This is a genomic window from Thermomonas carbonis, assembly GCF_014396975.1.
GTDB classification, from domain to species: domain Bacteria; phylum Pseudomonadota; class Gammaproteobacteria; order Xanthomonadales; family Xanthomonadaceae; genus Thermomonas; species Thermomonas carbonis.
The window spans coordinates 528,657-545,484 of the sequence record NZ_CP060719.1; the positions used below are offsets into that span (position 1 = coordinate 528,657).

The following is a 16,828-nucleotide window of genomic DNA, read 5'->3' on the forward strand; positions in this document are numbered from 1 at the left end:
CAGCCGTTGCAGCACACCTGCCCAGGGTCACGAGGCCGGGACGGATGCATTCGGCAAAGTGACCAGCGACTCAGGCGTCGCGATACACCTCCGCCCCCTGCTCGCGGAACTCGGCGGATTTCTCCGCCATGCCCGCTTCCAGCGCAGCGGCTTCGTCGACGCCGTGCTCGGCGGCGTAGTCGCGCACGTCCTGGGTGATCTTCATCGAGCAGAAATGCGGGCCGCACATCGAGCAGAAGTGGGCGACCTTATGGGCGTCCTTGGGCAGGGTCTCGTCGTGGAATTCCTTGGCCTTCTCCGGATCCAGGCCAAGGTTGAACTGGTCCTGCCAGCGGAACTCGAAGCGCGCCTTGCTGAGCGCGTTGTCGCGCACCTGCGCACCCGGATGGCCCTTGGCGAGATCGGCGGCATGCGCGGCGATCTTGTAGGCCATGATCCCGTCGCGCACGTCCTCGCGATTCGGCAGGCCCAGGTGCTCCTTCGGCGTCACGTAGCAGAGCATCGCGGTGCCGAACCAGCCGATCATCGCCGCGCCGATCGCGGATGTGATGTGGTCGTAGCCCGGCGCGATGTCGGTGGTCAGCGGGCCGAGCGTGTAGAACGGCGCTTCGCCGCACTCGGCCAGCTGCTTGTCCATGTTCTCCCTGATCATCTGCATCGGCACGTGGCCGGGGCCTTCGATCATGGTTTGCACATCGTGCTTCCAGGCGATCTTGGTGAGTTCGCCGAGCGCTTCCAGCTCGCCGAACTGCGCGGCGTCGTTGGCATCGGCGATGCAGCCGGGACGCAGGCCGTCGCCCAGCGAGAAGGCCACGTCGTAGGCCTTCATGATTTCGCAGATGTCCTCGAAGTGGGTGTAGAGGAAATTCTCCTTGTGGTGCGCCAGGCACCACTTGGCCATGATCGAACCGCCGCGCGAAACGATCCCGGTAACGCGCTTGGCGGTCAGCGGGACGTGGCGCAGCAGCACGCCGGCATGGATGGTGAAGTAGTCCACGCCCTGCTCGGCCTGTTCGATCAGGGTGTCGCGGAAGATCTCCCAGTTGAGTTCCTCGGCGCGGCCGTCGACCTTTTCCAGTGCCTGGTAGATCGGCACGGTGCCGATCGGCACCGGCGAATTGCGGATGATCCACTCGCGGGTTTCGTGGATGTGCTTGCCGGTCGAAAGATCCATGACGGTGTCGCCGCCCCAGCGGATCGACCACACCAGCTTTTCCACTTCTTCCGCGATGCCGGAACTCACCGCGCTGTTGCCGATGTTCGCGTTGATCTTGGTCAGGAAGTTGCGGCCGATGATCATCGGCTCGCTTTCCGGGTGGTTGATGTTGTTCGGCAGGATCGCGCGGCCGCGGGCGATCTCGTCGCGCACGAATTCCGGGGTGATGAATTTCTGGATGCTGGCGCCGAACGATTCGCCGGGATGCTGCTTCAGCAGCAACGCATCGCGCACCGCATCAAGGCGCTGGTTCTCGCGGATGGCGACGTATTCCATCTCCGGGGTGATGATGCCCTTGCGCGCGTAGTGCATCTGGCTGACGTTGGCGCCGGCCTTCGCCACGCGCGGCAGGGTGCGCGACGGGAAGCGCACGCCGGCAAGCTTCGGATCGTGCTCGCGGCCGCGACCGAAGGCGGAACTGAGCTGCGGCAACAATTCGGTGTCGCCGCGCTCCTCGATCCACTTCGCGCGCAGCGCGGGCAGGCCGACCGAGAGATCGATGCGCGCATCGGGATCGGTGTACGGGCCGGACGGATCGTAGACGGTGATCGGCGGATTGGTCTCGCCACCGAACAGCGTCGGCGTCTGGGTCTGCGCGATCTCGCGCATCGCGACTTGCAGGTCGGGCCGCGAGCCTTCGACGAAGATCTTGCGCGAGCCCGGGATCGGCCGGGTCACGGATTCGGACAACTGCCCGGTCTGTTGCAGGAGGTCGGCGGCGGGCTTGGGAATGGCATTCATCGGCATCGTCCAGTGGCTCGGCCGCGAAGGAGTCGCGTGCCGTGAACGAAGCGAAGGCGCATGCATGCCATGGGCGTGCTGCGAAGCTTCCCTACGCCGGTCTGAACCGGATCAGGTTCGAAGGGACTGTCTCAACCGCCAGGCCGGTTCACGGCCCGCGGTACCCCCGCTTCAGCGCGAATTAGACCACAGCCGGCCGAGGGGCGCTCAGGGCTCGAGGGCGTGGATCGCCTTCGCGTGGTCGGACACGACCTGCAGCGTCGAGGCGTCGCTGTCGAACAGCGAGAAAAGTCCCTGCGCTTCCTGCGGCGGATCGCCGGTGAACGGATCGCCGGCCTTCCACATGAAGTCACTGTTGGTCGTGCGGCCACGCCCGCCCCAGGCCCAGAAGTTCGAGCCGGCGATGGCGTCGCCGGCCTGCATGCGTTGCAGCAGGCGTTCGTAGATCGCGCGATGGAAGCGGTCGCGCGCGATCACCCCCGACGCCGGATCGAACGACCCGCCATCGCGGTTCAGGCCGAACTCCGACAGCACGATCGGCTTGCCCATTTTTCCGGCGGCGTCGATGTGGCGGTCGATGTATTCCAGAGACGTTTTCAAGCCGGACTCCAGCCGCGCCGCCGGATCCTTGTGGTCCATCCAGCTCCAGTTCGATGGCCACAGATGGAAGGTCAGGTAATCGACGTTCGCGCTCTTGTGCGCCTGCAGGAACAGGTCGAGGTCGCCGATCGAACCCATCGCGCCCTCGCTGCCGGTGCTGACCAGTTGCCTGGGCGCGAGTTCCTTGATGTAGCCAGCGGTCTCGTCGATCCAACGATCGTAGGCGGCGATGTTGGCGCGGCCACCGTCCTGGCTGCCGGGGCGCGGCTCGTTGGCCAGTTGCCACGACATCACCGTCGGATCATCGACGTACGCGACGCCGCTGATGCCATTGGTGCGGCCGATGACGGTGCGGATCGCGTCACGATAGATCGCCTGCGCTTTCGGCAACGCGTAGAAGCGCGCCGAGTGCTGCATGAAGCCGTTCCAGTCGCCGGTCTTGTCGGGATCGGACAACGGCTCGCCGGTGGCCCATGCCACGTACTGCGACATGCCACCTGACCATTGCCAGAAATTGTTGAGGTAGAGCACCGCCTTCATGTCGCGCTTGCCCATCTCGACCAGCAGGGTGTCCAGCCCCTGCAACATCCGTTCGTCGTACTCACCGGGCGCGGTCATGATCGCGGGACGCACCGCGCGCTGGAACGCGCTCGCCTCCGACATCGCCAGCACGCGCAGGTTGTCGATGCCGGCAGCCTTCAGCTGGTCGAGTTCGGCGCGCAGCCGCTCACGGTCGCCGATGCCGTCCGCCGCGCCGAGGTAGGCGCCGTACCAGAAGTTCGCGCCGGCGAAACGATAGGGTTTGCCGTCGATGGTGAAACGGGTGCCTTCCACTTTGACGAAGCCGGACTGCGCGTTCGGTTGTGCGTGCGAAGTGCCTGCGTCGGGATGCGTTGCGGGGGTCGCTTCCACCTTGGCGGGCGGCGGCGCGCAGCCGACCAGCAACAACGCGAACGACAGCAGCAAGTGCAAAGGGCGCATGGACGGGCCTGCCTGATGACAAGCCCGCACGATAATCCAGCGCGCCAGCCGCGACCATCGCCAATTCCGGCATAGCCGGCGCGTGTTTCGACATGCCTCGCGGCAGGCGGTCAGAGCGCGTCGAGCATCGCCTTGTCGCGCACGGCGCCCTTGTCGGCGCTGGTCGCCAGCAGTGCGTAGGCCTTGAGCGCGGTGCTGACCTTGCGCGCGCGCGGCTGCGCCGGCTTCCAACCTTTCGCGTCCTGCTCGGTGCGACGGGTCGCGAGCTCATCGTCGGCGACGAGCAGGTTGATGGTGCGGTTCGGGATGTCGATGCGGATGCGGTCGCCATCGCGGACCAGGCCGATCGCACCGCCGGCCGCGGCTTCCGGCGAGGCATGCCCGATCGACAACCCCGAGGTGCCGCCGGAGAAGCGGCCATCGGTGAGCAACGCGCACGCCTTGCCCAGCCCCTTCGACTTCAGGTAACTGGTCGGATACAGCATCTCCTGCATGCCCGGCCCGCCCTTCGGGCCTTCGTAGCGGATCACCACCACATCGCCGGCCTGCACTTCGTCGCCGAGGATCCCGGCCACCGCCGCGTCCTGGCTTTCGTACACGCGCGCCCTGCCTTCGAACACATGCACGGATTCGTCGACGCCGGCGGTCTTCACCACGCAGCCGTCCACCGCGATGTTGCCGGCGAGCACCGCCAGTCCGCCTTCCTGCGAATAGGCATGCTCGACGCTGCGGATGCAGCCTTCCACGCGATCGATATCGAGCGTCGGCCAGCGAGTGGCCTGGCTGAAGGCGACCTGGGTCGGGATGCCGGCCGGGCCTGCGCGGAAGAACGTGGTGACCTTCTCGTCGTCGACCGTGGCGATGTCCCACTTCGCGATTGCATCGCCGAGATTCGCTGCGTGCACGGTGGCGACATCCGTGTGCAGCAGGCCACCACGCACGAGTTCGCCGAGGATCGCCATGATGCCGCCGGCGCGATGCACGTCCTCGACATGGTACTTCGGCGAATTCGGCGCGACCTTGCACAACTGCGGCACGCGCTTCGACAGGCGATCGATATCTGCCATGCCGAAGTCGACCTCGGCTTCCTGGGCAGCGGCGAGCAGGTGCAGGATCGTGTTGGTCGAGCCGCCCATCGCGATATCGAGGGTCATCGCGTTCTCGAACGCCTCGAAGGTGGCGATGCCGCGCGGCAAGGCGCGCGCATCTTCGCCTCCATACCAGCGATGGCAGAGTTCCACCGCAGTGCGCCCGGCCTGCAGGAACAACTGCTCGCGGTCCGCATGCGTCGCCAGCACCGTGCCGTTGCCCGGCAACGACAGGCCCAACGCTTCGGTCAAACAGTTCATCGAGTTGGCGGTGAACATGCCGCTGCAGGAACCGCAGGTCGGGCACGCACTGCGCTCGACCACGGCGACTTGTTCATCGGATGCATTCGGATCCGCGGCCATCACCATCGCGTCGATCAAGTCGAGCTTGTGGCCGGTCGTGGAGCCGTCGGCGAGCCTGGTCTTGCCCGCTTCCATCGGACCGCCCGACACGAAGACCGTCGGGATGTTCAAGCGCAGCGCCGCCATCAGCATGCCGGGCGTGATCTTGTCGCAGTTGGAGATGCACACCAGCGCGTCTGCGCAGTGCGCATTGACCATGTACTCGACGGAGTCCGCGATGATTTCGCGCGAAGGCAGCGAGTACAGCATGCCGTCGTGGCCCATCGCGATGCCGTCATCGACGGCGATGGTGTCGAACTCCTTGGCGACGCCGCCGACGCGTTCGATCTCGCGCGCGACCAGTTGCCCGAGATCCTTCAGGTGGACATGACCCGGTACGAACTGGGTGAACGAATTCGCGATGGCGATGATCGGCTTGTGGAAGTCGCCGTCGGTCATGCCGGTGGCGCGCCACAGCGCGCGGGCACCGGCCATGTTGCGGCCGTGAGTGGAGGTCTTCGAACGGTACTCGGGCATCGGCTTGAGGCTTCGCGATTTCGCGTGGCGCGCTGGAAGCCTTGATTCTGCTGGGTTTCCACGGTTTCAGGTGCAACCGTCCTTCATGCGAAATCGGCATAAGCCGATCTGTTGACACCACCGCGTGGCGCATGGTCTTCTCGCCCCATGTTGCAACGCCGCACACCACTGACGACCAGCCCGACCGCACTTGCGGCGACCGTCCTCGTACTCGTCCTTATTACCTCGCCAACAGGTGCGGGACGATCCGGCGCGTAAGCAGAAACACAACGCCAGAATCGCAAACCCCGCACCGAGAGGTGCGGGGTTTTTCGTTTCTGGACGCGGAAAAAAAGAAAACGAAGACCACCGCACCACCACCGAACCCAACCCAGGACAGACGCAATGACCAGCACCAGCAAGCCCCGCATCGCCATCGTCGGCTACGGCAGCCAGGGCCGCGCGCATGCGCTCAACCTTCGCGACTCCGGCTTCGACGTCACCATCGGCCTGCGCCCGGGCGGTCCCACCGAGATCAAGGCGAAGGCCGACGGCTTCACCGTGAAAACGCCGGCGGATGCGGTCAGGGACGCGGAGATCGTCGCCGTGCTGACCCCGGACATGGTGCAGCCGCAGCTGTATGGCGAGGTCATCGAGCCGAACATCGCCAAGGGCGCCTGCCTGCTGTTCGCGCACGGCTTCAACGTGCATTACGGCCAGATCACCCCGCGCGAGGACCTGGACGTGGTGCTGGTCGCGCCGAAGGGCCCGGGCGCGCTGGTCCGCCGCGAATACGAGATCGGCCGCGGCGTGCCGTCGGTCTATGCGATCCAGCAGGACCTGAGCGGCAATGCCGAACAGTTGGCGCTGACCTATTGCGGCGGCATCGGTGGCGCGCGCCAGAACGCAATCAAGACCACCTTCAAGGAAGAAACCGAGACCGACCTGTTCGGCGAGCAGGCGGTGCTGTGCGGCGGCGCGACCAAGCTGGTCCAGGCCGGCTGGGAAACCCTGGTGGAAGCCGGTTACCAGCCGGAAGTCGCGTACTACGAATGCCTGCACGAGCTGAAGCTGATCGTCGACCTGTTCTACGAAGGCGGCATCACCCGCATGCACGAATTCATCAGCGAGACCGCGCAATACGGTGCGCTGACCCGCGGCGATTACATCGTCGACGCCAACACCCGCGCGCAGATGAAGAAGGTGCTGACCGAAATCCAGGACGGCACCTTCGCCCGCCAATGGATCGCCGAGTACGCCGCCGGCAACGCCAACTACAAGGCGCTGAAGCAGGCCGACCTGGATCATCCGATCGAGGCGGTCGGCAAGAAGCTGCGCGCCAACATGAAGTGGCTGGCCACCGCGCCGACCCCGGCGAAACCTGCGACCGAAGCGCAACCGCAGAGCGAGGCCGCGTAATGAATGGAGCCCGCTGGCTGGCGCAAGCCCTGGTCGCGGAAGGCGTGGAGACGCTGTTCGGGTATCCCGGCGGCACGATCATGCCCTTCTACGACGCGCTGCACAGCGCGCCCGGACTGAAGCACGTCCTGGTACGCCACGAGCAGGGTGCGGCGTTCGCCGCCAACGGGTATGCGCGTGCCAGCGGGCGCGTCGGCGTGTGCGTGGCGACCTCCGGCCCGGGTGCGTCCAACCTGGTCACCGGTATCGCCGACGCGATGCTGGATTCGGTGCCGATGGTGGTGATCACCGGCCAGGTGCCGACCCACCTGATGGGCACCGATGCGTTCCAGGAACTGGACGTGTTCGGCATGACCCTGCCGATGGTCAAGCACAGCTTCATCGCGCGGCGCGTCGAGGACCTGCCGATGATGGTCGCCGAGGCATTCCGCCTGGCGCGCTCCGGCCGTCCCGGTCCGGTGCTGATCGACCTGCCGAAGGATGTGCAGATCGCCGATGCCGCACATTTGCCGGCGCACGCATCGCTGGGCACCGATCCGGTGGAAATGCCGAAGGATGCGTCGCTGCATGAAGCACTCGCGCTGATCTCGCAGGCGCAGAAGCCGGTGATCTATGGCGGCGGCGGCATCGTCCTGGGCGATGCAGTGCAGGCGTTCCGCACCTTCGTCGATGCCACCCAGATCCCGACCGTGCTGACCCTGAAGGCGCTGGGTTCGCTGGCGACCGCGCATCCGCTCCACCTCGGCATGATCGGCATGCACGGCAGCCGCGCCGCCAACCTGGCGGTGCAGGAATCCGACCTGCTGGTGGTGGTCGGCGCGCGTTTCGACGATCGCGCTACCGGCAAGCTGGCCGAGTTCGCGCCGAACGCACACGTCGTCCACATGGACATCGACGCCTGCGAGATCGGCAAGCTGCGCCATGCCGACGCCGGCGTGCGCGGCGACATCGCCACCACCCTGACCAAGCTGACCCTGCCCTGCGCTGCGCACTTGCATGGCCGCCACGGCACCGCGCGCAAAGCCTGGCGCGCGCAGTGCCAGCAACGTGCGCGCCAGCACGCGGCACGCTACGACGCCCCCGGCGACACGGTGTTCGCACCTGCGCTGCTGAAGCGGCTGTCGGAACTGGCACCGGAGGCGATCGTGTCCTGCGATGTCGGCCAGCACCAGATGTGGGTGGCCCAGCACTGGCGCTTGGACGATCCGCGCAAGCACCTGACCTCCGGCGCGCTGGGCGCGATGGGCTTCGGCCTGCCCGCGGCGATGGGCGCGCAGGAATCCATGCGTAACGAGGGCCGCCACGACGCGCAGGTGATCTGCGTCAGCGGCGATGGCTCGATCATGATGAACATCCAGGAGCTGGCGACGCTGAAGCGCTACCGGCTGCCGGTGAAGATCGTGCTGCTCGACAACCAGGCGCTGGGCATGGTCCGCCAGTGGCAGGAACTGTTCTTCGAGAAGCGCTATTCCGAGATCGACCTGTCCGACAACCCGGACTTCGCGGCGGTCGCCACTGCGTTCGGTATCCAGGCCTTTCACGTGGACAAGGCGGCCGATGTCGAAGCCGCACTGCATGCCTTGCTGGCCGCCGAGGGCCCGGCCTTCCTGCATGTCGCCATCGACACCGCCGCCAACGTCTGGCCGCTGGTGCCACCGAACCGCAACAACGCGGAAATGATGGATGACAGCCCGATGGATGCCGCTGCGCCCTCGCCCACCCACGCCGCGGACGCTGCCCATGCGCTACCAGCTTGACTTGACCCTGCGCCGTGCCGAGGGCGCGCTGGTGCGCGTGCTGGGCACGACCGAGCGTCGCGGCTTCCAGCCGGTTCGCGTGGATGGCGAAACACTGGGCGATGACGACCAGTGGCAGCTGCGCCTGACCGTGGAAGGCCAGCGCGAACCCGAAGGCCTGCAGCTGCAGCTGGCGAAGTTGCATGACTGCCTGTCGGTGCAGGTGCAGCCATGTCCGTGAGTGCCGCCGCCCACGTCACGCCGATGTTCGATGCCGCGCATGCACCGAAGCCGAAGACCTGGTTCGACGGCGAACTGATCGAGAGCGACGCGCTGCAGGCCGGCCTCACCACGCACGCGATGCATTACGGCAGCGGCGTGTTCGAGGGCATCCGCGCCTACGCGACCGCCGACGGTGGCGCGGCGGTGTTCCGCCTGCCCGAACACCTGGAGCGCATGCGCAAGGGCGCCAACCTGCTGGGACTGGCCTTCGATCCCGCGCAGGTCACCGAGGCGGTGCTGGCAACGCTGCGCGCCAACGGCCATCGCGACGCCTACATCCGCCCGCTGGCGTGGTTCGGTGAGGGCAGTTTCGGGTTGGACGTGGAAGGCCATGTGCCGCACATGATGGTTGCGACCACCGCAACCCAAGTGCACTTGAACGGCACCCGCGCACGCCTCGGTGTGTCGTGCTGGCGGCGCAATCCGGCGGACTCGTTGCCGCCGCTGAAACTCTGCGGTGCCTACGTCAACTCGATCCTGGCCAAGCGCGAAGCGAAGTCGCGCGGTTTCGACGAGGCGATGTTCACCGATCGCGCCGGCAACGTGGTCGAGTGCACCGGCGCCAACCTGTTCATGGTCAAGGACGGCAACATCGTCGCCATCGAACATCCGGATGCATTGCCCGGGATCACCCGCGACAGCCTGCTGGCGCTGACCGGCGCGACCTCGCGGATGGCGACGCTGGAGGAATTGCTGGACGCCGACGAAGTCTTCGCCTGCGGCACCGCCGCCGAAGTCGCGCCGATCTCGCAGGTCGAAGAGCGCGAATACGGCACCAATCCGGTGACCCGCGCCATCGCCGCGCACTACCAGCGCGTGGTGCGTGGCGAAGACGCTTCGTATCGCCACTGGCTGACCGCGGTCTGATGGACGATCCGGTAGCCCGCGCCGTGCAGGTGACCGCCAGCGACGTGCTGGCGGCGCAGGCACGGCTGCGTCGTTACCTCAATCCCACCCCGCTGCATTACGCCGAGCGCTTCGGCTGCTGGCTGAAGCTGGAGAACCTGCAGCGCACCGGCTCGTACAAGGTGCGTGGCGCGATGAACGCGCTGCTGGCCGCGCGCGAACGCGGCGATACCCGCCCGACCATCGCCGCCTCCGCCGGCAACCACGCCCAAGGCCTGGCCTGGGCCGCGTATCGGCTGGGCATGCCGGCGATCACGGTGATGCCGAAGACCGCGCCGGAAACCAAGGTGGCCGGCGTGGCCCACTGGGGCGCGACCGTGCGCCTGCATGGCGACACCTACGACGAAGCGAAAGCCTTCGCTGCCGATCTCGCCGCGCAGCACGGCTATCGCCTGCTGCCCGCCTTCGACGATCCCGACGTGATCGCAGGACAAGGCACGGTCGGGCTGGAACTGGCCGCGCTGATGCCGGACGTGGTGCTGGTGCCGATCGGCGGTGGCGGCTTGGCCGCCGGCGTCGCCCTCGCGCTGAAGACACAGGGCGTGAAAATCATCGGTGCGCAGGTCGAAAACGTCGATGCGATGGCGCGCGTGCTGCGGGGCGACGTGACCCTGCGCGAACCCGCCGCGACCCTCGCCGATGGCGTGCGGGTCAAGGAGCCGGGCTACCTCACCCGCGCCCTGCTGCATGACCTGCTCGACGACATCGTGATCGTGCGCGAGGCCGAACTGCGCGAGACGCTGGTGCGGCTGGCGCTGGAAGAACACGTGATCGCCGAAGGTGCCGGCGCGCTGGCGTTGGCCGCGGGCCGGCGCGTGGCCGGCAAGCGCAAGTGCGCGGTGGTGTCCGGCGGCAACCTCGACGCCAGCGTGCTGGCCACGCTGCTGCAGGACGTGCGTCCGCGTCCGCCGCGCAAGCCGCGCCGTCGCGTGCAGGAACCGTTGCCGGCGATCGCCACGCAGGGACCGGTGCTCGACATCGCCGAAGCGCGCGCGGGTGCCGCGCGACTTAGGCCGGCGGCGGCCACCCGCATCGCTGCACCGACATCCGCCATCGCATGCACCACCGAGGATTGCACGACGTGACCGACCAGACACCGAGCGACGTAACCGCCCACGGCACGCAACGCATCAAGATTTTCGACACCACCCTGCGCGACGGCGAGCAGTCGCCGGGCTTCACCATGAACGCCGCGCAGAAGGTCCTGTTCGCGCATGCGCTGGAGGAGCTGGGCGTCGACGTGATCGAGGCCGGCTTCCCCAACAGCTCGCCCGCCGACTTCGGTGCCGTGCAGAGCATCGCCCGCGAGATCCGCCACGCCTCCATCTGCGCGCTCGCGCGCTGCCACCCCGCCGACATCGACGCCTGCGGCAGCGCGCTGCAGGGTGCCGCCGCGCCGCGCATCCACGTGTTCATCTCGACCAGCCCGCTGCATCGCCAGCACAAGCTCAACATGAGCGAGGACCAGGTCATCGAGCACGCGGTGATGGGCGTCACCCGCGCACGCAGCCACGTCGACGACGTCGAGTTCTCCGCCGAGGACGCCCTGCGCACCGAACCCGAATTCCTGGTCCGCGTGTTCGATGCCGCCATCGAAGCCGGCGCGCGCACCCTCAACGTGCCCGACACCGTCGGCTACACCACGCCCAGCGAGATCCGCGCGCTGTTCGAGTACCTGCGCGCTAACGTGAAGGGCGCCGACGGCGTGGTGTTCAGCGCGCACTGCCACAACGACCTCGGCCTGGCCGTCGCGAATTCGCTGGCCGCGATCGAAGGCGGCGCGCGCCAGGTCGAATGCACGATCAACGGCATCGGCGAACGCGCCGGCAACGCCGCGATGGAAGAACTGGCGATGGCGCTGAAGGTGCGCCCCGGCTACTACGGCGCCGACACCCGGCTCGACACCACCAAACTGCTGGCGACCTCGCGCCTGCTGTCGCGGATCACCGGCATCCAGGTCCAGCGCAACAAGGCGATCGTCGGGTTGAATGCCTTCGCCCACGAATCCGGCATCCACCAGCACGGCATGCTGAAGAACCGCGGCACCTACGAAATCATGCGGCCGCAGGACGTGGGCTGGGAGGATTCGCAGCTGGTGCTGGGTCGCCACAGCGGCCGCGCCGCGGTCGCCAACCGCCTGCGCGCGCTGGGTTACGTGCTGGAAGAAGGCCAGCTGGACCAGGTGATCGCCGAGGCCAAGGCACTGACCCACACCCAGCACGTGATCACCGACACCGACCTGCAGCGACTGGTCGAAGGCGAGCACGTCGGCCCCGGCTGGCGGATCGCCGGGATGGGCCTGTCCGACAACGCCGGCACCACCCATGCGCGCGTCGACCTCTCCGATCCCGATGGCCGCCACGTGGTCCAGAGCGCCGACGGCGACGGCCCGGTCGCGGCGCTGTTCGCCGCGCTGGCGCATGCCACCAAGGTCGACTTCGTGCTGGAAAGCTACGAGGTGCACAGCATGGGCGTCGGCAACGATGCACGCGGCGAGGCCAACCTGAGCGCGCGCGTCAATGGCGAGCTCATGAGTGGCCAGGGCACCAGCCGCGACGTGCTGGAAGCCAGCGCGATCGCCTGGCTGGACGTCGCCAACCGGCTGCTGCGCGAGCGCCAGCCGCTGCGCGTCGCCGCCAGCGCCTGACCTCCAACGAACACGCTCTTCCCCATCACACACGCAACGGAATCGCCCCATGCACGCTGACATCGTCGTATTGCCCGGTGACGGCATCGGCCCCGAAGTGACCGCCGCCGCGGTCGACGTCCTGCGCGCGGTCGCGCGTCGCTACGGCCACCATTTCCGCTTCGACGAGAAGCTGATCGGCGGTGCCGCCATCGACGCCACCGGCACCCCGCTGCCGGCCGATACGCTCGATGCCGCGCAGGCGGCCGACGCAATTTTGCTCGGCGCAGTCGGCGGGCCGAAGTGGTCGGACCCGAACGCGAAGGTGCGCCCGGAACAGGGCCTGCTGGCGATCCGCAAGGCACTCGGCCTGTTCGCCAACCTGCGCCCGGTGAAGCCGCACGTGGCCGGCCTGGGCGCCTCGCCGATCAAGCCGCACCTGCTGCAGGGCGTGGACCTGGTGGTGGTGCGCGAACTGACCGGTGGCATCTACTTCGGTCGCAAGCAACGCAGCGCGGACAGCGCCAGCGACCTGTGCGAATACAGCGTCTTCGAGATCGAGCGGGTGGTGCGCCACGCCGCGAAACTGGCGCGCAGCCGCAGTGGCCGGCTGACCTCGGTCGACAAGGCCAACGTGCTGGAGACCTCGCGGCTCTGGCGCGACGTCACTACCCGGGTCATCCGCGACGAATTCCCGGACGTGACGCTGGAACACCAGCTGGTCGATTCGATGGCGATGCACCTGATCGCCAAACCGCGCGCCTACGACGTCATCGTCACCGAAAACATGTTCGGCGACATCCTCACCGACGAGGCCTCGATGCTGGCCGGTTCGCTGGGCCTGCTGCCGAGCGCATCGCTGGGCGAGGGTCGCTGCGGGATCTACGAGCCGATCCACGGCTCGGCACCCGACATCGCCGGCCTGGGCGTGGCGAATCCGTACGCCTGCATCCTCAGCGCGGCGATGCTGCTGCGCCACTCGCTGGGCCTGGAAGGCGAAGCCACCTGCGTCGAGCAGGCGGTGTCGCGCGCACTGGATGCCGGCTTCCTCACCGCCGATCTCGCCGGCGAAGGCCAACGCGCCATCGGCACGCGCGCCGCCACCCAGGCGGTGATCGAACAACTGGAGTTGCCTTGCCAGGTGATGGAGTTGCGCGATTGAGTCGATGACTCGCGTCGCAAACGAAAACGCCGCCCGAGGGCGGCGTTTTTGCATCCGTCGATTGCACGCGCGTCAGCCGCCTGCGTCGAACAACCAAGGCTGCGCCGCACGATGCCGCGCCTCGAACCCGCGGATCGCATCGTGGTCTCGCAGGGTCAGGCCGATGTCGTCCAGGCCGTGCAGCAGGCAATGCTTGCGGAAATCGTCGACCTCGAAGCTGTATCGCACGCCATCCGGTCGGGTCACGGTCTGCGAAGCCAAATCAACGGTGATTGCGTAACCTTCGGTCGCCTCGCACTGCGCGAACAACGCATCGACCTCATCGGCGGCCAGCACGATCGGCAGCAGGCCGTTCTTGAAACTGTTGTTGTAGAAGATGTCGGCGAAGCCCGGGGCGATGATCGCGCGGAAGCCGTATTCCTCCAGCGCCCACGGTGCATGTTCGCGCGAGGAACCGCAGCCGAAGTTCTCGCGCGCCAGCAGCACGCTGGCACCGGCATAACGTGGTGCGTTGAGCACGAAGTCGTGGTTGAGTGGACGCACGCTGTTGTCTTGCCCCGGCTCGCCGACATCCAGATAGCGCCACTTGTCGAACAGGTTCGGGCCGAAGCCGCTGCGCTTGATCGACTTCAGGAATTGCTTGGGGATGATCTGGTCGGTGTCGACGTTCGCGCGATCCAGCGGGGCGACCAGGCCGGTGTGGGTGGTGAAGGCTTTCATCGGCGTGTCCTCAAGACTGCATCAGTTCGCGCACATCGACGAAGTGGCCCGCCACCGCAGCAGCCGCGGCCATCGCCGGACTGACCAGGTGGGTGCGGCCACCGCTGCCCTGGCGGCCCTCGAAATTGCGGTTCGACGTCGATGCGCAATGCTCGCCATCGCCCAGCTTGTCGGGATTCATCGCCAGGCACATCGAACAGCCGGGCTCGCGCCACTCGAAGCCTGCATCGAGGAAGATCCGATCGAGCCCTTCGGCCTCGGCCTGCGCCTTGACCAGGCCGGAGCCCGGCACCACCAGTGCCTGCTTCACGCTCGCCGCGACCTTGCGGCCCTTGGCGACATCCGCCGCCGCGCGAAGATCCTCGATCCGCGAGTTGGTGCACGAGCCGATGAACACGCGATCGAGCCGGATCGTGATGATCGGCTGGTTCGCCTGCAAGCCCATGTACTTCAGCGCGCGCTGGATCGAATCCTTGCGCACCGGATCGGCTTCGCGATCGGGATCCGGGACGTTCTGGTCCACCGCCAGCACCATTTCCGGCGAGGTGCCCCAGCTGACTTGCGGCTTGATGTCTTCGGCGCGCAATTCGACGACGCTGTCGAACACTGCGTCGTCATCAGACACCAGCGTCTGCCACAACGCCACCGCCGCGTCCCAGTCCGTCCCCCTCGGTGCGAACGGACGCCCGCGCACGTAGTCGATGGTCTTCTGGTCGACCGCGACCATGCCGACCCGCGCGCCGGCCTCGATCGCCATGTTGCAGATGGTCATGCGGCCTTCCATCGACAGCGCGCGGATGGTGCTGCCGGCGAACTCCAGCGCATGCCCATTGCCGCCGGCGGTGCCGATGTGGCCGATGATCGCGAGCACGATGTCCTTGGCGGTGACGCCGAACGGCAGCGCGCCCTCGACCCGCACCTGCAGGTTCTTCATCTTCTTGGCGACCAAGCATTGCGTGGCCAGCACGTGTTCCACCTCCGAGGTGCCGATGCCGTGCGCGAGCGCACCGAACGCGCCATGCGTCGAAGTGTGCGAATCGCCGCAGACCACGGTCATGCCCGGCAGGGTGGCACCCTGCTCGGGGCCGACCACGTGGACGATGCCCTGGCGCACGTCATCCATCCTGAATTCGAGGATGCCGAAGTCGTCGCAGTTCTCGTCCAGCGTCTGCACCTGCAGCCGCGACACCGGATCGGCGATTGCCTGCAATCCTCCGTCGCGCTCGATCTTCGTCGTCGGCACGTTGTGATCGGGCGTGGCGATGTTGGCATCGATCCGCCAGGGTTTGCGCCCGGCCAGGCGCAAGCCCTCGAAGGCTTGTGGCGAGGTCACCTCGTGGAGGATGTGGCGGTCGATGTAGAGCAGCGACGATCCATCATCGCGGCGCACGACTTCGTGCATCTCCCACAACTTGTCGTACAGGGTCTTGCCGGCCATGCGCGCCTCGGTCAGGTCTGGCGGCAGGCTGGCATCGAACCCCGGCCCGCCGCCTGGAGGCCCATGCTGCCGGCTTGCCTTCGATAACTCAAATGCATATTTTTCATTGGTTCGATTCCCATCCGGAATCATCGAAGGACTGCAATGGACTGGGCCAGCCTCAATGCCTTCGTCGCCGTCGCCGACCAAGGGGGCTTCTCCGCCGCGGCCGCGCAGCTGCACCTGACCCAGCCGGCGGTAAGCAAGCGCATCGCCCTGCTTGAATCATCACTAGGTGCGCGCCTGTTCGACCGCTTGGGCCGGCAAGTGGTGCTGACGGAAGCCGGCCGCCTGCTGCTGCCACGCGCGAAACAGATGCTCGCCGAAGCCGATGCCGCCCGCCGCGCCATCGACGATCTCGACCAGGACATCGGCGGCCGCCTCAGCCTCGCTACCAGCCACCACATCGGACTGCATCGCTTGCCGCCACTGCTGCGCCGATTCAGCGCGCTGCACCCGCGAGTGGCGCTGGATCTCGGCTTCATGGATTCCGAACAGGCGTATACGCGGGTGCTGCAGGGCAGCGCCGAACTCGCCTTGACCACGCTCGGCCCGACGCAACCGCCACTGCACTCCACGCCGATCTGGGACGACCCGCTGCACGTGGTGGTCGCGCCCGATCATCCACTGGCCACGCGCGCGAAGGTAACGCTGGCCGATCTTGCTGCGCATCCCACCGTGTTGCCGGATGCGGTGACGTTCACCCACACGATCGTCGCCGATGCCTTCGCACGCCGCGGTCTGTCATTGCAGTTGCGGATGACCACCAACTACCTGGAGACGATCAAGATGCTGGCCGCGGTGGGCCTGGCCTGGACCGTATTGCCGCAGACGATGCTGGATGCGCAGGTGCGCGTGCTGCCGGTCGCGGGCCTCAAGCTCACGCGCCAACTCGGCTGCACGGTGCATGGCGGGCGTACCCTGTCGCGCGCGGCCCAGGCGTTCATCGCATTGCTGAAGGCCGACGCTCGATAGCCGACCTCTCGAAGCGCTCCGGTGCGGTGCGTGCCGAAGCG

Annotated in this window: 12 protein-coding genes, 1 pseudogene and 1 riboswitch; of the genes and pseudogenes, 8 read left to right on the top strand and 5 right to left on the bottom strand. The window is 67.1% G+C overall.

Going from position 1 to position 16,828, the window contains the following annotated elements:
- Positions 1 to 70 precede the first annotated feature (70 nt).
- The 3 genes from thiC to ilvD all read right to left on the bottom strand — a co-directional run bounded on the left by thiC (position 71) and on the right by ilvD (position 5,505).
- Complete coding sequence (gene thiC, locus H9L16_RS02585; RefSeq protein ID WP_187553046.1) at positions 71 to 1,957, bottom strand: phosphomethylpyrimidine synthase ThiC; 1,887 nt, start codon at positions 1,955 to 1,957, stop codon at positions 71 to 73.
- 70 nt (positions 1,958 to 2,027) lie between these two features.
- Positions 2,028 to 2,135: riboswitch (TPP riboswitch) on the bottom strand.
- A gap of 29 nt (positions 2,136 to 2,164) precedes the next feature.
- Positions 2,165 to 3,538, bottom strand: a complete 1,374-nt coding sequence (locus tag H9L16_RS02590) for a glycoside hydrolase 5 family protein (RefSeq protein ID WP_187553047.1) — start codon at positions 3,536 to 3,538, stop codon at positions 2,165 to 2,167.
- A 110-nt stretch (positions 3,539 to 3,648) separates the two neighbouring features.
- On the bottom strand, positions 3,649 to 5,505 hold the full coding sequence (gene ilvD, locus H9L16_RS02595) for a dihydroxy-acid dehydratase (protein ID WP_187553048.1): 1,857 nt from the start codon (positions 5,503 to 5,505) through the stop codon (positions 3,649 to 3,651).
- A gap of 384 nt (positions 5,506 to 5,889) precedes the next feature.
- Here ilvD and ilvC point away from each other — a divergent pair, with 384 nt between their 5' ends.
- The 7 genes and pseudogenes from ilvC (at position 5,890) to leuB (ending at position 13,615) form a co-directional block, all read left to right on the top strand.
- Entirely contained in the window at positions 5,890 to 6,903 is a 1,014-nt protein-coding gene (gene ilvC, locus H9L16_RS02600; protein ID WP_187553049.1) for a ketol-acid reductoisomerase, read from the top strand.
- Complete coding sequence (gene ilvG, locus H9L16_RS02605; RefSeq protein ID WP_187553050.1) at positions 6,903 to 8,660, top strand: acetolactate synthase 2 catalytic subunit; 1,758 nt, start codon at positions 6,903 to 6,905, stop codon at positions 8,658 to 8,660. The genes ilvC and ilvG overlap by 1 nt, the downstream gene beginning before the upstream one ends.
- Complete coding sequence (locus tag H9L16_RS02610) at positions 8,644 to 8,880, top strand: ACT domain-containing protein (protein ID WP_187553051.1); 237 nt, start codon at positions 8,644 to 8,646, stop codon at positions 8,878 to 8,880. The genes ilvG and H9L16_RS02610 overlap by 17 nt, the downstream gene beginning before the upstream one ends.
- Positions 8,871 to 9,788, top strand: a complete 918-nt coding sequence (locus H9L16_RS02615) for an aminotransferase class IV (protein ID WP_187553052.1) — start codon at positions 8,871 to 8,873, stop codon at positions 9,786 to 9,788. The genes H9L16_RS02610 and H9L16_RS02615 overlap by 10 nt, the downstream gene beginning before the upstream one ends.
- A pseudogene (locus tag H9L16_RS02620) lies at positions 9,788 to 10,771 on the top strand (threonine dehydratase); the annotation flags it as partial. The gene H9L16_RS02615 and the pseudogene H9L16_RS02620, both read left to right, overlap by 1 nt.
- Before the next feature lie 113 nt (positions 10,772 to 10,884).
- Positions 10,885 to 12,474, top strand: a complete 1,590-nt coding sequence (locus tag H9L16_RS02625; RefSeq protein ID WP_187553054.1) for a 2-isopropylmalate synthase — start codon at positions 10,885 to 10,887, stop codon at positions 12,472 to 12,474.
- Positions 12,475 to 12,523: 49 nt separating this feature from the next.
- Positions 12,524 to 13,615 carry a 3-isopropylmalate dehydrogenase gene (gene leuB / locus H9L16_RS02630; RefSeq protein ID WP_187553055.1) on the top strand — a complete coding sequence of 364 codons (1,092 nt, stop codon included), beginning with the start codon at positions 12,524 to 12,526 and terminating at the stop codon, positions 13,613 to 13,615.
- Between the two features lie 72 nt (positions 13,616 to 13,687).
- Here the strand turns inward: leuB and leuD are convergent, their stop codons facing one another.
- On the bottom strand, positions 13,688 to 14,335 hold the full coding sequence (gene leuD, locus H9L16_RS02635) for a 3-isopropylmalate dehydratase small subunit (protein ID WP_187553056.1): 648 nt from the start codon (positions 14,333 to 14,335) through the stop codon (positions 13,688 to 13,690).
- Between the two features lie 10 nt (positions 14,336 to 14,345).
- Positions 14,346 to 15,773, bottom strand: coding sequence for a 3-isopropylmalate dehydratase large subunit (leuC, locus tag H9L16_RS02640; protein ID WP_187553057.1), 1,428 nt, complete (start codon positions 15,771 to 15,773; stop codon positions 14,346 to 14,348).
- A gap of 144 nt (positions 15,774 to 15,917) precedes the next feature.
- Here leuC and H9L16_RS02645 point away from each other — a divergent pair, with 144 nt between their 5' ends.
- Complete coding sequence (locus H9L16_RS02645) at positions 15,918 to 16,787, top strand: LysR family transcriptional regulator (RefSeq protein WP_187553058.1); 870 nt, start codon at positions 15,918 to 15,920, stop codon at positions 16,785 to 16,787.
- Positions 16,788 to 16,828: the final 41 nt, after the last annotated feature.